This is a genomic window from Hydrotalea sp. GW822-HT8A01 (genome assembly GCF_058798575.1).
The window spans coordinates 1,353,758-1,370,057 of the sequence record NZ_CM179506.1 but is presented as its reverse complement, the minus strand read 5'-3'; the positions used below and the strand labels follow the sequence as shown (position 1 = coordinate 1,370,057).

The window sequence follows — 16,300 nt, the reverse complement described above, 5'->3', positions numbered from 1 at the left end:
CAGCACGCTTACTTGGTTTTAAAGATTTTGTATGAGCAACTTTAATTGTTGCGCGGTAAAAATTTTGGGCTGTAGAGTTTTAAAAGGAAACTGTTCAAGTGCTGTTAACTGTTCTGCTATATTCAAATGCTCTTGTTTCACCATAAAACATAATTGTAAGTCGGCTAAACGTTTTGCCAGATACTCCTGTTCCGTTTGCCCGGGCGTAGGTATAAAAAAACATTTTTTTTGCAATGATAATAATTCCATTACCGTAGTATAACCACTTCTTGCAATTACAAATTTGCTCTGCTCAATTACCTGTTGCAATGCCTTACCCGGTAAATGTGATAAAATATTGTGTTTGCTTTTGATGGCATTTGCCTGTTCTGGCAACCCTCGCAAAACAATAATACTTGCATCTATCTGCTCTATTTTAGAAAGGACTATATTTTCAAGAAGGGTACGCTGCGGTTCGGGGCCGGATAACAGAAAGCAATAATCATAAACATATTCCGAATGGAATGTAGCAGTGTTTTCAAATCTAGATAACATTCCCATGTATTGCACTGGAATAGCAGGTAATTGTTTGGGATGAGACAGTATTCCCGCTAATCCCTCATCACCGCCCATATCAGGCACCCAACAAGTATCAAAACGATTAATGTATTGGTAGTTGATACGTTGCAGCAAATTTCTTAACCATTGATAAGGAGCCAGAATGGTTAATTGATGGGTAATGAAGGTGCAATGAACAGCAGGATGGTATAATCCAAAACGGTTATCACTGATTACCCAATTAATGGAATATTGCTGTACCATTTCATTCAGTACTGCATGTTCATTTTTAATGGCACGAATAATTTTAGGCACCTGCAGCAATAATTTAACTGGCAACCATGTACTGCTTTGCGCATATTGAACATGATATCCGGCTAAGGGAACAATGGTTAAATGAGGAAATTCTTTTTGCAGCAAAGCAGCCGACTTACCGGATGCAGCCAGAATTACATGGTAATGATTGATAATCAGGGCATTAATTATAGGAATACAGCGGGTTGTATGACCCAACCCCCAATCTAATGGTGCTACCAATACATTTTTGCCCTTAATTTTCACCGAAATATTTGGTGTTGATGATTTTTTTATCAATTTATACCGTATTTTTATTTTTACGGAAGAAAATAATCATGTTTCATCAGCGCAACAAAATACGAATAGTTCTGTTATTATTAATGATGATGGGATTAGTTTCCTGCGGAATTTTGAGTAAATCTAATTATAAGAAACATTGTATGTGCCCTGTTTATAAACCTGTATAAAAAATTTCATTTATCCCCAAATGAATTAAATATATATGAAAAATAGCAGCAGAGATCTTTTAGTACTTTCTAAAAGCGAGTTAATTGGACCCGATGATTTTGCCAATGAAGTTGCGCAATTAAATCTATTACTGCACCGAACAGAAAGTTTCCGTAATTTTTGTATTGCCAATGAATTAATTGATGTGAACCGATCGAAAATAATCCGTTCGCAACATTTAATGCAACAAGCTATTAAAGACCGGTTATACAAACCTTTTGTTTTTATCTGCAATAAAAACTAATTGCCACCTTCATCACCTGTTCCACGTCCTATTGATCCAAAAATAATTTTAAAAAGAGAGGCTGTCTCAAAAGTCCGAGGCAGCCTCTTTTTATTCGGTAAGGGGGGGGTGGTGGAGAAAGTTTTCATTTAAGCCATTCTCAAACGCTTCATTTTACTTTTGAAATTTCCTCTTTTTTATACGTTTTATTTCAGTTATTGTAATGCAGCCAAAGCTTTTTCCAATCCATTCAGCATAGGAACAATATCTTCTTCCCGGCAGGTACCTACACTCAATCTGTACCAACTGCTATTGCGGCCGGCGCCAAAAGCATAAAAAGGAACAATGGCTATTTTAGCTTCAGATAGAATATAACCTGTAACCGCATCCTGGTTTTCAAGCAGTTGGCCTTCCTTTGTTTTTTTGCCGGTTAAATTCATTTGAACAGTTAAATAAATAGCAGCCTGCGGTGCAATGGCATCAACAGAATATCCTTTTTTTTGCAATGCTTTAATACCCTGGTAAATACTGTTCAATCTAAACTCAAGTGCTTGTTTATAGCTGTTCAAATACCGATCAATTGCTTCTGTTTGTCCCAAATATTTTGCAACTGCATGCTGTTCTGCCATTGGCGCCCATGCACCAAGATGGCTTAAAATTGCCTTCATTTTGGCAATGATAGCAGCAGGACCAACTGCCCATCCTACCCGTACACCCGTTGCTGCAAAAGCTTTAGAAATACCATCAATAAAGATGGTGTATTCCCGCATTGCTGGCCTTAAGGTAACCGGATTATAATGTTGAATATCGCCATAGGTAAGTGTCCAATACATTTGATCAAACATCACATATAATTTTTTTGCATCGGGCGGCCTGTTGTTATTTTCTTCCAGTACCATATCACATATCTGCTCTAAAGATGTTTTGGATAGTGTAGTTCCGGTAGGATTTTGCGGTGTACACAAACAAAGTAACGTAGCCCCCTTGATGTGTGGTGCAATGGCTTCGGCTGTAGGCATAAAATTATTTTCCGCAGTACACTCAATGGTACAATGTTGCCCTTGTGTTAAATGAACGTAGTGATTATTATTCCAGGATGGTACCCCATAAATTACTTTATCGCCTGCATCTACCAATGTTTCAAACAAGGTATAAATTAATGGCCTGCCACCTGATGCAATTTGTATTTCATTTTCAGCATAAACCAACCCCTCTCTTTGCGCCAAAAATGCCGAAACAGCTTTACGTAACAAAGCAATACCATCTGCAGGCGGATAATTGGTAAACTTTTTTTGATAGGCTTCTATAATATATTGCTCCAACTCGGTAGGAATAGGAAATACGGAAGAATCAAAATCGCCAATGGTGTAATTATAAATTTTTTCTCCTTTCTTAATGCGTTCTGTAATAGCATTGCCCAACTTTACAATTTCACTACCAATCAGGCTCTCAGCCAACTTACTTACTTTTACCATTTCCAAATTTTTATTGATTAAAACTTACAACTGTTAGCAAAATTACAGTAATCGGGCGGAGTGGCCATAAAAAAAACGACCGCTTTTAAAGAGCCGCTATTGAATGATACATATGTACTATTAATGATTCTCGTTGTATTTTTTTTCTGCTTCCTGTGCCTTTTTAAAATCTAAAACCACGCCATTAATACAATAACGCAACCCTGTTGGTGGCGGACCATCTTCAAACACATGGCCTAAATGCGATTTACAGCGACCGCATTCCACCTCAGTTCTTTTCATGCCATAACTGTTATCCGGTAAATAAATTACTGAATTTTTACTAATGGGTTCATAAAAACTTGGCCAACCACATCCACTGTCAAATTTTGTATCGCTTTTAAATAATGCATTACCACAAACAGCGCAATAATAGGTACCCACTTCTTTAAAAGTTTCAAACTTACTGGTAAATGGACGTTCGGTGCCTTTTTCTCTTGCCACATAATACACTTCGGGTGAAAGCAATTCTTTCCACTCCGCATCGGTTTTTACAATGGCAGCACCGGCATCTGCACCGGTTTTTGAAAATTCGTTTTTGGAATTGTTTTCCATAACTGTTGTTTTTGTTTGGGGTTGACTATAACAACTATTCATTAGCAAAAATAGTGTTATTGAAAATAAATTTAATTTCATGATTTTCGTTTTAACCATTTGCTTGCCAGCAATGATTGTATGAGATTCTATGAATGCATTGCAAAGCGCTTTATAAAAAATTTCAGCATGCTATATGCAGACAATAAAACTACGCAAATAGACAGAAAATGGTTTGGAGGCAAATGTTAAAGCCAAATAATTAACAGGTAGCGCAGTAGTTTGTTCATTTGTTAAAGGAAATGTAAAGCGCAAGGCTTATATTTGTTCCTCATTTAAAGAGCGTGTGGCTATGTTTAATATTATTCTGTTTGGCCCTCCCGGAAGCGGAAAAGGAACACAAAGTGAAAAATTAGTAGCTAAATATCACCTGAAACATTTAAGTACCGGCGATTTATTACGCAGCGAAATTGCAGCGCAAACTCCTTTGGGTTTGGAAGCCAAAAGCCTAATGGACAAAGGGCAATTGGTTCCCGATGAAGTAGTAGTTGGTATGATTAGTTCTGCGTTGGAGCATCATCCTGATGCCAAAGGATTTTTGTTTGATGGTTTTCCCAGAACCAAAACACAATGTGAAGCATTGGATGCACTTTTAAAATTAAAACATACCCAGATAAATGTAGTGCTGGCGCTGGAAGTAAGTGAAGAAGAATTGGTGAAACGCCTATTGAACAGAGGCTTAACCAGTGGTCGTAGTGATGATACCAATGAGGCTATTATCAGGGCCAGAATTGAAGAATACAATGCTAAAACAGCAGCCGTAAAAGCATATTACGCAAAATTTAATAAGGTAGTAGATGTAAAAGGCGAAGGTACTGTTGAAGAAATTTTTAACAGTTTATGCAGCGAAATTAACAAACGCTTGTCTTAATAGCAGAAAGATACTACCAAAACCAACTGCTAACCCGCTTGAGTATACAAACCTTGAAGCGGGTTTTTTATTTATGCAACCTCAATTTAAACTAACAATCATTAGTATTTAAATACTGCTTTCCTTATTTTTGAAGCGCATTATTGCAGCAATAATCTTAACAAAAGAAATGATATTAGAAAGTTATATCTTAGGAAAATGGATTGCCGGCAGCGGCGAAGGGCAGCCTTTGTACAATGCAGTAAACGGCGAATACATTGCAGCGGCCAGTACAGAAGGGTTTGATATGGCTACAATTATGGAGTATGCCAGAACAAAAGGAAATACCGCTTTACGGAAAATGACTTTTCAGGAACGTGGATTACTATTAAAAGCCTTAGCACTGCATTTACAACAGTACTTGCCCGAATTGTATACCCTCAGTTACAAAACCGGTGCAACCAAAGCAGATAGCTGGGTAGATATTGAGGGTGGAATCGGTAATTTATTTTCATATGCATCGCTGAGAAGAAAACTCCCCGATTTGCCCTACTGGCCCGAAGGAGAGGCGCACATGCTGGGCAAAGCCCATACATTTATGGGGCACCATTTATTGTTACCGAAAGAAGGAGTTGCCATTCATATTAATGCCTATAATTTCCCCGTATGGGGCATGTTAGAAAAAATTGCAGTAAATTTTTTAGCAGGTGTGCCCGCTATTGTAAAACCTGCTACCGTTGGATGTTATTTAACCCAGGCTGTGGTTAAACAAATTGTTGCATCAGGCATATTCCCTGAAGGTGCATTACAACTGCTTTGTGGCAGTACAGGGAATTTGTTGGATTTAGTGAATGCACAAGACACCATTACATTTACCGGCAGTGCACATACCGGATTAAAACTAAAAACCACTCCTGCTATTGTGCAAAACAACGTATCATTTACAATGGAGGCGGATTCATTGAATGCCATTGTTTTGGGTAACGATGTTGCACCCGGAATGCCCGAGTGGGATTTATTTATTAAGGAAGTTAGAAAGGAAATGACTTTAAAATGCGGACAACGTTGTACAGGTGTTCGCCGCATTTTGGTTCCGGAAAATAAAATTGAAGCAGTGCAACAAGATATCAGCAAAGCACTGTCGCAAACAATCATTGGCAATCCATTGCATGAAAAAGTAAGAATGGGTAGCCTGGCAGGCAAAACTCAAAAAGCAGAAGTGCTTCATCAGGTACAATTATTATTACAAAGCAGTGAATTGGTGTATGGCAATTTAGATACTGTTGAGGTAATGGATGCAGATGCTACTGCAGGCGCCTTTATGAGTCCGTTACTATTGCGAAACAATAACCCACTGCATTCACCCGAAGTACATGCTATTGAAGCGTTTGGGCCTGTTTCAACTTTAATGCCCTATCACAATTTAGAGGAAGCAATTCACATTACTAAATTAGGAAAGGGATCATTGGTATCTACCATTATTACCGCATCTGCAGAAACTGCCCGAAATTATGTATTGGGAGCAGGTACTCATCATGGCAGAATATTGATTTTAAACCAGCAATGTGGCAAAGAAAATACCGGACATGGTTCGCCATTGCCACTGCTTGTACATGGTGGCCCCGGACGTGCAGGAGGAGGTGAGGAAATGGGCGGATTAAGAGGCCTGCAACATTATATGCAACGCGTAGCCATTCAGGGTTCGCCAGATATGCTCACTGCTGTTTTACAACAATACCAACAAGGCGCAAATGGTATAGCTGCAACCGTTCATCCTTTCAAAAAATATTTTGAAGAACTAAGGATTGGTGAGCAAATGATTACCCCCTCTGTAACCATTTCCCACGATTTGATTGATGCATTTGCCGATTTATCGGGCGATCATTTTTATGCTCATTTAAGAAATACCAATTTTGAAGGCACCATGTTCACTCAACAGGTAGCACATGGGTATTTGTTATTAAGCCTTTCTGCAGGTTTGTTTGTAGACAGTTATGAAAAAAATCCGGTATTGTTGAATTATGGCATTGATGAGTTGCGATTTACCAAGCCGGTATATCCGGGCACGTCAATGCATGTTAAATTTACCTGTAAAGAAAAAATTAGTCAGGAAAGAAAAGAACCAACTGATATTGCAAAGGGCATTGTAAAATGGCTGGTAGAAATGATAGATGATACGAATGAATTGGTAGGTATAGCCACCATTTTAACGATGGTAAAAAAACAAAAACAATAAAATAATTTTATATGGATAACGATCATGGATATGTATCAGTGCACAGAAGTCATGGTATTAGCACCATTGAATTTTATCATCCACAAAGTAACTCATTACCCAGAAAAATTTTGCATGAATTAGCAGAAGCCATACACAATGAAGGCATTAATGCAGATATAAAAGTGATTATACTGCGTTCTGCCGGCGAAAAAACTTTTTGTGCCGGCGCTTCTTTTGAGGAATTGGCAGCCATTCAAACTGAAGCAGCCGGAGAGCAATTTTTTAGTGGTTTTGCCCATGTTATTAATGCCATGCGTAAAGCACCACAACTCATTATTGCACGTATACAGGGAAAATGTGTAGGTGGTGGCGTAGGATTAGCAGCTACAGCCGATTATGCCATTGCAACAACAGGTGCTGATGTTAAATTAAGCGAGTTGGCAGTAGGCATTGGGCCATTTGTTGTAGGACCGGCAGTAGAAAGAAAAATAGGATTATCTGCTTTTTCGCAGTTAGCCATTGATGCAGCCAACTGGCGACCGGCAGAATGGGCCAAACAAAAAGGCTTGTATGCCGAGCTGCATGCTGAAATTTCAGGAATGGATGAAAGCATTCATCGTCTGGCTAACTTTTTATCGCAAAGCAGCATCACTGCCATTAAAGAACTGAAACATGTATTTTGGCAGGGAACAGAACACTGGGATGACCTTTTACACAAACGTGCATCCGTTAGCGGTAAATTGGTGCTGAGCGACTATACCAAAAAGTTTATTGAGCAATTTAAAAATAAGCGGAAATAGTTTAAAAAAGTAAACCCGCAGCCCACTCGGTTTGAAATTTTGATACAACCAATTTTGTTTGTAAATCAATCATTTTTTGCCTTGTTTCTAATAATTTGGATTCACGGCTATTGATTAAAAACAGAGAACTTTCGCCATTATTAAATTTCAACAACTCATTTCTAAATAAAATTTCAAAACTATTAATCAGAGCTGCAACTTGCTGAAATTGTGCTGCGTACAATTGATTTTGAACATAGTAAGAATTTATTTTGTTTTGAATCTGCCATTTTTTTGAAGCCAAACTTAAATTGGTTTGTTGAATTTTAATTTGTGTTTTCCTGTACTCACCACGGGCTGTTCGTAAAAACAAAGGCACTTTAAAATCAATGCCGAACTTGTAGTTATTTTCAAGAAAAGCTGCATCAGCAACATTATATAAAGCATTGTACCCTTTATTAAGCAAGTTTGCTTTTAGATTTAGTGCAGGCAGAAAACTTTGCCATTTTAATTTCCGCTCAACCTCCAATGCATCTAGCTTAAATTCATATTGTTTTATTTCCGGATGATTAGGTACTGCCTGATTCATCAAATCATCCAATGACAATGGAACAATATAATCCTGCAGTGCTGTGGTATCAGGAATAAAATGACCGGGCAAAAAATAAGGCATTGCGTTTTCATCCCATAAAAAATCGGTTAATTCAAAACTTGCTTTATTGAATTTAATGATTGATTCACCCAGCAATAACTGATAGTTTAAAACCTGTGCATTCGCTTCAATAGTATCTGCTAAAGCTTTATCACCTTGTTGGTAAGCAATCACTATTAAATGTAACCTGTTTTTAGCAACGTCCAAAAATCTTTCATACAGTTTTTTTTGTGCATAGGCACCATACCACTGCCAGTAGCGCAATGCTGCATCAAGCAGTAAATCGTTGACCATTGCATTTCTTTCCTGAACTGACTGGCTGTTTAAAATTTTAGCCTGTTGAATAGCGGCTCTTCTTTTATCAATTAATAATCCTTTTAATACTGCTACTTCTGCACCAATATAACTTGTTTTACCTGTTGTTACTTCTCTTGTAATGTAGTTGCCCCCATTGTCCTCTACTCCGGCTTTAATATCCATACCAATTGGTATGGGTATTTTTAGTTCAGCATTGTTATAATAGAAATAATTGGTTCCGTTAAAAGTTTTTTGATTGTTTGTATAACTAATGCTCGGATCAAATTCACCCTTCGCGGCTACAATTCCTTCCTGAGCACTTTCAACAGACAGATTTGCAGAACGTGCAACCGGATGATTTTTTTTCACTCCTTGTATATACTCATTGAATGAAAACACAATCTCTGATTCAGTTTGGGCTGAAGCAAAGCTGTTGATGCAAAACAATAATATACCAATAAAAAATACTTTCATATCAAATGACTTCTATTTACACATTCAAAAATTAGTTTATTTTTTTGATATTTTTTCAAAATTATTTTCTGCTGAATAGTACTCTGGTGGAAAGCCATTAATGGTTCGCCATAATTCATAATAAACCGGTACATTTTTTAACAGCGCAATACATTTAGCCCCACCACCTAATTTTAATTGTTTGGGCCATGGTTTTTTGGTAGTATCCGGTGCTATTAACACTCTGTAATTTCCTGATGTATTGATATTATTTTCGATAGCTGAAACCCTACCTGTAAAAGTGCCATATGTCGATTCGGGCCATCCGCTAAAAACAATGGCAGGAAATCCGTCAAAAATAATAGCCACTTCTTGCCCTTTAGAAATGAGCGGAATATCGGTGGGTGATACATACATTTCAACAGCATAATTGCTGAAATCGGGTACAATTTCAACGATCATATCCCCCTCCTTAACAATTTCATCTAACCCGGCTTTTTTAGCTTTTGTTATTTGGCCAGACTGAGGTGCGGTAATATAATAGAGTTGATTTCGGATATCATAATTTGTATAAATATTTTCTAATTTACTTACTTCGGCATTGGTTGAAGCAACTTGCGAAAGGGCAGCAAACTTATCACCTTCGGCTTTTGAAATTTTATCGGTATAATCCTGAATGGCACTGTTTTTTTCAATTTTAAGATTCAACAGTTCCTGTTTGTTTTGTAAAAATTTATTTTCGGCACTTGTTTTTTTTGCAATAGCATTTTGATAGTTCGCTTTTCGTTTTTCAAAATCTGTTAATGAAATTACGCCACTATCCAGCATTAGCCTGGCAGCTTCAATTTGTCGCTTATAAATATTTACATCATTCACAGCTGCTAAAACATCCATACTATCGCTCACTATTTTTAATTGTTGCTGCGCAATTTTATTATCGAAAGATGCTAATTTTAATTGCAACCCTTTTTTTAATGCAGCAGCCTGTTTATCGGCAGTTGCAGCTTTTTCAAGATAAGCCTGAATACTTTGTTTTTTTGCAGTAATTTGTTGTTGTGTGCGGTTTAATAATTGTGGATCAAAATAATCTACCTTTACTTCTCCCAATTGTAATATGGTATCACCTTGTTTTACCATATCACCTTCTTTTACATACCATTTTACAATTTTACCGGGCAGAATGGTATTGAGCTGTTGCGGACGAGCTTCCTGACGTAAAGTAGTAATTTTTCCTTTGGTTCTGATATTTTGTGTCCAGGGTAAAAAAAGTACAATTACACAAAAAACAATTAAGCCAATAACCCATTTTTTGATGTATTTTTTTTTGTGTATTTTATAGATAGAATGAAATGATTGCAACGAATGATTTGTTGTTGCCGATTCAATTTCAATGTTTAAATAAGTTGATTTTTCTGTATTCATTTTTCCTCAATAAAAATTATTTTACCATTATCTAATTGAATGAACATATCAAACAAATGTTTTACCACGGGTGTTTCGGTTGTTATAATAATGGTAGCATTGCTTTTTTTCTTTCTTAAAAATTCAAGCAAGGCTAACATTTGTTGTTCAGATTTGTGTGCACAAGGATCTTCCAGTAATATTAAACGTGCATCGCCAATCAGGGCACGCATTAATAAAATTTCTTTTTTTATTTTTTGCGACAATCGTTTACCAACAGGATCAATCGGTGTATACAGTCCCATTGGCAGTTCATTAATGTAAGAAAGAAAATTGATTTGTTCAGCCAATTTTAAAACATCCTGCACTGCAATGGCCTCATTCCCCATTGTAATATTTTCGAGTAATGTACCTTTAAAAACATCCTGCCTGCCAAATAAAATACCAGTTTTGGCACGTAAATCGGCCAATTGAAAATTATTGATGGGCATTCCGTCAATTAAAATATTACCGGTATAATGATTAAATGCCCCGGTTAATAAACGCAGAAATGATGATTTTCCTGAACCGGAAGCACCACACAATTGCACCAAACTGCCTGCAGGTATATTTACATGAATATCAGTTAAGGCTATTTTACCATCAGGATAGGTAAAATTTACCTGATTCAGTGTTATTTGCACGCCAACATTATTATTTGGCAATAGCATGCTGCCTTCATTTTCAATGGGTGCGTGAACCACCTTACTTAATTTTTCAACTGAAGTAAGGGTATCATACACTTTATCCAGCGACTGAATTAATTTCTCGATGGAGTTGATAATGAGAATGATAACAATATCTGAGGCGATAAACTGCCCAATGTTAATTTGCTGGTTCACCAATAATATTGACCCAACAATCAGCATTGTGGCAATAATGATAATTTTAAATGATATAAAACTCCAATACTGCATTACTAAAATGCGAAAATGGTTTGTTCTTGCGATGAGGTATCCATTTACATCTTCATCGGCTTTCTTAATATGAATGTTTGTTTTCTTTGCATATTTAAACGTTTTAATTTCTGCAGCCATTTCCTGAAACCAGGCGGCAATGTTATACTTATAATCACTTGCAATTAAACTGGTTTCAAAACCTTGGGGTGAAGTAAATTTAATGATAACAGAAAGTACTATTACCAGTAAAGCACCGAATGCAATAAAAACAGGATGATAGAAGGACAATAAAACCAAACCAAAAAATATTTGAATGATTGCTGCCGGTATATCTAATAAAATTTTTTCAATACTCTTGATTAAAGCAGTAGTATCAAAGAAACGATTCACCAGTTCCGGCAGGTGGTAGTGGTCTAATTTTTCAACATCCAATTTAGGAATACGGTCAGCAAATTCTAATGCATATCTTACAAAAATTTTTTGCTCAATTTTTTCTATTATTTCCATCTGCCGTATCTGTAATAAACCATTGATAAATACACTTATCAATACAATTGAAATAAGCACCACAATTGATATTGAGATGGTATTTGCCTGTACAAAACTGATGATGTATTGAATTCCGAGTGGTAGCGAAAGTGAAATTAACCCACCTAAAATGGCAAAGAAATAAATAGCATAAATATCCCTTCTATCGAACTTTAAAATTTCAAAAAATTTTTTTGCTGCACCAATAATTGAAATATTTGCAGTTTTTGTCATATTATTTTTAATTTGTTATTATAAGTCATCATATTCATACAACGGATCAATATGTGTGCGGGAAGTCATTTCAAAAACAGGATGTATAATGCCATCTTTTAACCCATACACCCAGCCATGTAAATGTGGTTTATTTTCATATTTCCAGGCTTTTTGAATAATTGATGTTTTGGCCAGATTCATTACCTGTTCACGAACATTCAACTCGGTTAACCGATCTGCTCTTGATTCTTCATCTGCTATGGCATCTAACTCTTCCCTATGAAAACGATATACATCTTTAATATTACGCAGCCATTTGTTGATAATGCCCAGGCTATGTTTGGTCATGGCCGCTTTAACACCACCACAGCCATAATGCCCACAAACTATAATGTGCTGCACTTTTAACTGATTCACGGCATATTCTAAAACGCTTAACAAATTAACATCGGTATACACCACCATATTGGCAATATTCCGATGCACAAAAATTTCGCCCGGCTGTGTACCGGTAATCATATCGGCAGGCACACGGCTATCGCTGCAACCAATCCATAAAAATTGTGGGGTTTGTAAGTGTGCTAATCTTGAAAAAAATTCAGGATCATCACTTACTCTTTTCTTGGCCCATTCTTCATTGTTTTTTAATAATTGCTCGTAAACTTTCATAAAATGATTAATTTGAGTGAATAAATTAGTACCATAAAGGTATTGATAGGCATTTAGAAAACAGTTTTACAAATTATCGTAACAGTATAAGTCATCGATTACATCATTTGGTTGTATTTCTTTTATTTTTTTTAATAACCCGTCTTCCAAATTGTATACCCAACCATGCAAGCTTGGACGATGATGATACTGCCATGCCTTTTGAATGATAGAAGTTTTGGCTAAATTAATCACCTGCTCTTCTACATTCAATTCAACTAATCTGTTTAGTTGTTGTTCTTCGGTTGGTAATTGTTCAATTTCAGATTGATGCAGCCTTTTTACATCTTTTATATTGCGCAGCCATTTGTTGATGATGCCAAAATTATGTTGTGTAACAGCAGCTTTTACACCACCACAACCATAATGACCACATACAATTACATGCTGCACTTTTAAATGATGCACAGCATACCCCAATACACTCAACAAATTTAAATCGGTATGTACCACCATATTGGCAATATTCCTGTGTACAAAAATTTCACCAGGATCGGTACCGGTTATTTCATTGGCGGGCACCCGGCTATCGCTGCAACCAATCCATAAAAATTCGGGTCTTTGAATTTTGCTAAGGCGTTTAAAATATGAAGGATCATCTTTCCTGCGTTCATTGGCCCATGCTTTATTTTCTAAAAATAATTTATCAATTGAATTCATATTTTAATTCATTTGGTTGTGAAAATAATTGGTGCATGCTTTTGTTCCGGCTTTTCTTAACTTCTACCTTAATATTTTTCAGATGTGCATGTTGCATGTAATGATTAATTTCTTCTATCACATCTTTATCAATAAAATCAGCCCTGGTAATATCAATCAGTACAAAAGAATTTTCAGGAATTTCCTCTAATTTTTGTTTGATAATAGGCTTATTTAAAAATGATACATCTTTCCGTAATCTGATTAAATAGTTATTGGTATCATTCACCACCAAAACAGCAGAATGAAAATTACTTCTAATTAAAAAGAACAATGCCACTCCGCACCCAATTAATATTCCAATTAACAAATCGGTTAATAAAATAGCAAGAATGGTAACTACAAAAGGAATGAACTGGTCTAATCCTTTTTTGTAAAACTCTTTAAACAAAGAAACTTTAGCCAATTTATATCCGGTAAAAATTAAGATAGCAGCCAATGCGCTTAGCGGTATATGATTAATGATTTCAGGAATAAATAATACAAACAACAATAACAGTAACCCATGCAGAATTGCAGAAAGTTTAGTTTTTGCACCTGCATATACGTTAGCAGAACTTCTTACAATAACTGAAGTAACAGGTATACCGCCTATTAAACCGGAGATTAAATTACCCACCCCTTGTGCTTTTAATTCACGGTTGGTAGGTGTTGCCCGTTTTAAAGGATCTAAATTATCAATAGCCTCTATACTTAACAGCGTTTCTAATGAAGCAACAATGGCAATGGTTACGGCAGCAATCCATACTTCTTTGTTGGTAATGAACGACCAATCAGGAAAGGTAAAGAAAGAGAGAAAACTGATAACATCTTTTGCTACAGGCAGGGTTACCAAATGGTTTGATTGCAGCGCTATAAAAGGTATACTTGTTTTAAAGTATTCATTCATGAATGTGCCTGCAATTACAGCCAGTAATGCCCCGGGAATCAATTGCACTTTTTTAATTTTTTTTACAATCCAAACATCCCAAACAATTAAAATTAATAAAGCAACTACCCCTATCAATAATGCACCTTCATTTATTTTTGAAGCAAAGTTTTCGAAAGCGGTAAATGTATTTTGCGAATTTGCTTCTTTAAACGATTCATCACCAATAAAATCGGAATTATAACCTGCTAAATGTGGCATTTGCTTTAAAATTAGTAAAATGCCAATGGCAGCCAACATGCCTTTTATCACTGCATTGGGTACATAATCGCCCAGAATGCCCGCTTTTATAAAACCCAACACCACCTGCAATATTCCTGCTATTACAACAGCCAGTAAGAATGCTTCATACACTTGTAATTTGGCAATAGCCGTTGCAACAATAACGGTTAGGCCGGCAGCAGGTCCACTAACACTTAAATGTGAACCACTTAATAATCCAATCACAATACCTCCTACAATTCCAGCAATGATACCTGAAAACAATGGTGCACCTGATCCCAAAGCAATTCCCAAACATAAGGGCAATGCTACCAATACCACTACAATAGAGGCCGGAATATCTTTTCCGGCAGAACGGAAATAATTTTTCATGAATATGTTTAATTACAATTTAATAGAATAAAAAGAAATGCAGGCTTCCGGTATTGCATACACAGAACTATGCTGTATTTATTGATAAGCATGCCTAATAATTATTATAATTGAATTAAACGCATGATCATTGGTAAAATGTGGAGCATACTTGCAATCCGGATTGTGATTGCATTAGGCCTTGTTGGGGGGAGGCACTAAAATATCGGGACTGAATTGAATGGGAAGTTTCTCGGAGCGTTGAATGTAAACATCCAATGCGTTAAAGGAAAGGATATTGAAATGCTGATTAGTGTTATAAAGCAAATTATACAAAAAATTGAATTTTTTGATGGTATCTTTTTCAAGACCTTGGCCATGTGCCAACTCTTCGGTAATGGAATTATTGAATAAAAGCGCACCCACCTGCTTAATCGGAATGATTTGCAGGGAAATAGTTATTAATAAAAAAGCAGCGATCAGTGGTTTTAGCATCGCAGCGAAAATAACAAAATTTAAAAAAGAATATGTTGCTTAAATCATAAAATTACATAGGGTAGCAAATTTTATTGAATTAAATATTCAATCCGCCGCATACACTCAACACCTGACCGGTGATATAACTGCTTAAATCACTCGCTAAAAAAAGGGTTGTGTTGGCTATTTCTTCTGGTTTACCAAAACGGCCCAACGGTATTTTACTGAGGAATGTATTACCTGCATCGCCCTCTTTCAAATAAGCAGTCATATCGGTTTCAACAAATCCGGGTGCAATGGCATTGCAACGAATATTACGACTACCTAACTCAGCAGCAATTGATTTTGTAAAACCAATGATACCCGCTTTACTGGCAGCATAACTACTTTGTCCGGCATTGCCACGAATGCCAACAATAGAACTCATGTTGATAATGCTGCCGGCTTTGGCTTTCATCATGGGTCTAATTACCTGTTTGGTAACATTATACACACTATTTAAGTTGGTATTGATTACATCATTCCATTGATCCGGACTCATACGCAATAACAAATTATCTTTTGATATGCCGGCATTATTTACACAAACATCAATGGTTCCAAATTCTTTTAGTACTTCATTAATGAACAATTCTGAATCACTATAGCTGGCTGCATTGGTTTGATAAGCTTTAGCTTTTACACCCATTGCTTCTATTTGTTTTACCAGTTCGGCTGCTTTATCTGCGCTGCTATCACTAACATAGGTAAAAGCAATATAACTTCCCTGTTCGGCTAATTTTAAAGCAATTGCGGCTCCTATGCCTCTGGCTGCGCCAGTAATTACGGTTGTTTTTCCTTCTAACAATTTCATAAAAGATACACTTGTTTTATGTTTTGATAATGAGTGTGATGAATGTGTTTGCATTGCA

Annotated in this window: 15 protein-coding genes; 4 read left to right on the top strand and 11 right to left on the bottom strand. The window is 36.4% G+C overall.

Annotated features, from left to right (window positions below; translation table 11 throughout):
- Window positions 1–18 precede the first annotated feature (18 nt).
- Window positions 19–1,131 (bottom strand): glycosyltransferase, encoded by a 1,113-nt coding sequence (locus AC3QLY_RS06020; RefSeq protein WP_492990942.1) that lies wholly within the window; start codon window positions 1,129–1,131, stop codon window positions 19–21.
- Between the two features lie 205 nt (window positions 1,132–1,336).
- Here AC3QLY_RS06020 and AC3QLY_RS06015 point away from each other — a divergent pair, with 205 nt between their 5' ends.
- The gene (locus AC3QLY_RS06015) at window positions 1,337–1,585 is read left to right on the top strand and encodes a hypothetical protein (protein ID WP_068242312.1); all 249 of its coding nucleotides are present in this window, start codon (window positions 1,337–1,339) and stop codon (window positions 1,583–1,585) included.
- Window positions 1,586–1,779: 194 nt separating this feature from the next.
- Here AC3QLY_RS06015 and AC3QLY_RS06010 read toward each other — a convergent pair whose 3' ends face one another.
- Window positions 1,780–3,039, bottom strand: coding sequence for a pyridoxal phosphate-dependent aminotransferase (locus AC3QLY_RS06010; protein WP_218330954.1), 1,260 nt, complete (start codon window positions 3,037–3,039; stop codon window positions 1,780–1,782).
- A gap of 120 nt (window positions 3,040–3,159) precedes the next feature.
- A complete protein-coding gene (msrB, locus tag AC3QLY_RS06005; protein WP_228733164.1) occupies window positions 3,160–3,633 on the bottom strand; it encodes a peptide-methionine (R)-S-oxide reductase MsrB in 474 nt (157 codons plus the stop codon).
- 331 nt (window positions 3,634–3,964) lie between these two features.
- Between msrB and AC3QLY_RS06000 the strand changes: the two genes are divergently transcribed.
- From AC3QLY_RS06000 to AC3QLY_RS05990, 3 genes are all read left to right on the top strand, one after another.
- Entirely contained in the window at window positions 3,965–4,543 is a 579-nt protein-coding gene (locus tag AC3QLY_RS06000) for an adenylate kinase (RefSeq protein ID WP_074417832.1), read from the top strand.
- Between the two features lie 169 nt (window positions 4,544–4,712).
- Window positions 4,713–6,758 (top strand): phenylacetic acid degradation bifunctional protein PaaZ, encoded by a 2,046-nt coding sequence (gene paaZ / locus AC3QLY_RS05995; RefSeq protein WP_288071418.1) that lies wholly within the window; start codon window positions 4,713–4,715, stop codon window positions 6,756–6,758.
- 11 nt (window positions 6,759–6,769) lie between these two features.
- Entirely contained in the window at window positions 6,770–7,540 is a 771-nt protein-coding gene (locus AC3QLY_RS05990) for an enoyl-CoA hydratase/isomerase family protein (protein ID WP_074417834.1), read from the top strand.
- Between the two features lies 1 nt (window position 7,541).
- Here AC3QLY_RS05990 and AC3QLY_RS05985 read toward each other — a convergent pair whose 3' ends face one another.
- The 8 genes from AC3QLY_RS05985 to fabG form a co-directional block, all read right to left on the bottom strand.
- The gene (locus AC3QLY_RS05985; protein WP_218330956.1) at window positions 7,542–8,942 is read right to left on the bottom strand and encodes a TolC family protein; all 1,401 of its coding nucleotides are present in this window, start codon (window positions 8,940–8,942) and stop codon (window positions 7,542–7,544) included.
- A gap of 36 nt (window positions 8,943–8,978) precedes the next feature.
- Window positions 8,979–10,343: an HlyD family secretion protein gene (locus tag AC3QLY_RS05980; RefSeq protein WP_492990938.1), complete on the bottom strand. Its 1,365-nt coding sequence runs from the start codon at window positions 10,341–10,343 to the stop codon at window positions 8,979–8,981.
- Entirely contained in the window at window positions 10,340–12,022 is a 1,683-nt protein-coding gene (locus AC3QLY_RS05975; protein WP_218330958.1) for a peptidase domain-containing ABC transporter, read from the bottom strand. The genes AC3QLY_RS05980 and AC3QLY_RS05975 overlap by 4 nt, the downstream gene beginning before the upstream one ends.
- Before the next feature lie 18 nt (window positions 12,023–12,040).
- Window positions 12,041–12,673, bottom strand: coding sequence for a carbonate dehydratase (gene can / locus AC3QLY_RS05970; protein WP_218330959.1), 633 nt, complete (start codon window positions 12,671–12,673; stop codon window positions 12,041–12,043).
- 66 nt (window positions 12,674–12,739) lie between these two features.
- Window positions 12,740–13,372 carry a carbonate dehydratase gene (gene can, locus AC3QLY_RS05965; protein WP_074417839.1) on the bottom strand — a complete coding sequence of 211 codons (633 nt, stop codon included), beginning with the start codon at window positions 13,370–13,372 and terminating at the stop codon, window positions 12,740–12,742.
- Window positions 13,359–14,933 carry a SulP family inorganic anion transporter gene (locus tag AC3QLY_RS05960; protein ID WP_288071414.1) on the bottom strand — a complete coding sequence of 525 codons (1,575 nt, stop codon included), beginning with the start codon at window positions 14,931–14,933 and terminating at the stop codon, window positions 13,359–13,361. The genes can (AC3QLY_RS05965) and AC3QLY_RS05960 overlap by 14 nt, the downstream gene beginning before the upstream one ends.
- 174 nt (window positions 14,934–15,107) lie before the next feature.
- Window positions 15,108–15,407, bottom strand: a complete 300-nt coding sequence (locus tag AC3QLY_RS05955; RefSeq protein ID WP_074417841.1) for a hypothetical protein — start codon at window positions 15,405–15,407, stop codon at window positions 15,108–15,110.
- A gap of 79 nt (window positions 15,408–15,486) precedes the next feature.
- Window positions 15,487–16,242: a 3-oxoacyl-[acyl-carrier-protein] reductase gene (gene fabG, locus AC3QLY_RS05950; RefSeq protein ID WP_075051520.1), complete on the bottom strand. Its 756-nt coding sequence runs from the start codon at window positions 16,240–16,242 to the stop codon at window positions 15,487–15,489.
- Between the last annotated feature and the right edge of the window lie 58 nt (window positions 16,243–16,300).

Bases quoted from the DNA above. Each gene is read 5' to 3' on its own strand.
- can (WP_218330959.1), bottom strand. From the start codon at position 12,673: ATGAAAGTTTACGAGCAATTATTAAAAAACAATGAAGAATGGGCCAAG.
- AC3QLY_RS06010 (WP_218330954.1), bottom strand. From the start codon at position 3,039: ATGGTAAAAGTAAGTAAGTTGGCTGAGAGCCTGATTGGTAGTGAAATT.
- AC3QLY_RS06000 (WP_074417832.1), top strand. From the start codon at position 3,965: ATGTTTAATATTATTCTGTTTGGCCCTCCCGGAAGCGGAAAAGGAACA.
- fabG (WP_075051520.1), bottom strand. From the start codon at position 16,242: ATGAAATTGTTAGAAGGAAAAACAACCGTAATTACTGGCGCAGCCAGA.
- AC3QLY_RS06015 (WP_068242312.1), top strand. From the start codon at position 1,337: ATGAAAAATAGCAGCAGAGATCTTTTAGTACTTTCTAAAAGCGAGTTA.
- AC3QLY_RS05960 (WP_288071414.1), bottom strand. From the start codon at position 14,933: ATGAAAAATTATTTCCGTTCTGCCGGAAAAGATATTCCGGCCTCTATT.
- paaZ (WP_288071418.1), top strand. From the start codon at position 4,713: ATGATATTAGAAAGTTATATCTTAGGAAAATGGATTGCCGGCAGCGGC.
- AC3QLY_RS05985 (WP_218330956.1), bottom strand. From the start codon at position 8,942: ATGAAAGTATTTTTTATTGGTATATTATTGTTTTGCATCAACAGCTTT.
- AC3QLY_RS05990 (WP_074417834.1), top strand. From the start codon at position 6,770: ATGGATAACGATCATGGATATGTATCAGTGCACAGAAGTCATGGTATT.
- msrB (WP_228733164.1), bottom strand. From the start codon at position 3,633: ATGGAAAACAATTCCAAAAACGAATTTTCAAAAACCGGTGCAGATGCC.
- AC3QLY_RS05975 (WP_218330958.1), bottom strand. From the start codon at position 12,022: ATGACAAAAACTGCAAATATTTCAATTATTGGTGCAGCAAAAAAATTT.
- AC3QLY_RS05955 (WP_074417841.1), bottom strand. From the start codon at position 15,407: ATGCTAAAACCACTGATCGCTGCTTTTTTATTAATAACTATTTCCCTG.
- can (WP_074417839.1), bottom strand. From the start codon at position 13,372: ATGAATTCAATTGATAAATTATTTTTAGAAAATAAAGCATGGGCCAAT.
- AC3QLY_RS05980 (WP_492990938.1), bottom strand. From the start codon at position 10,343: ATGAATACAGAAAAATCAACTTATTTAAACATTGAAATTGAATCGGCA.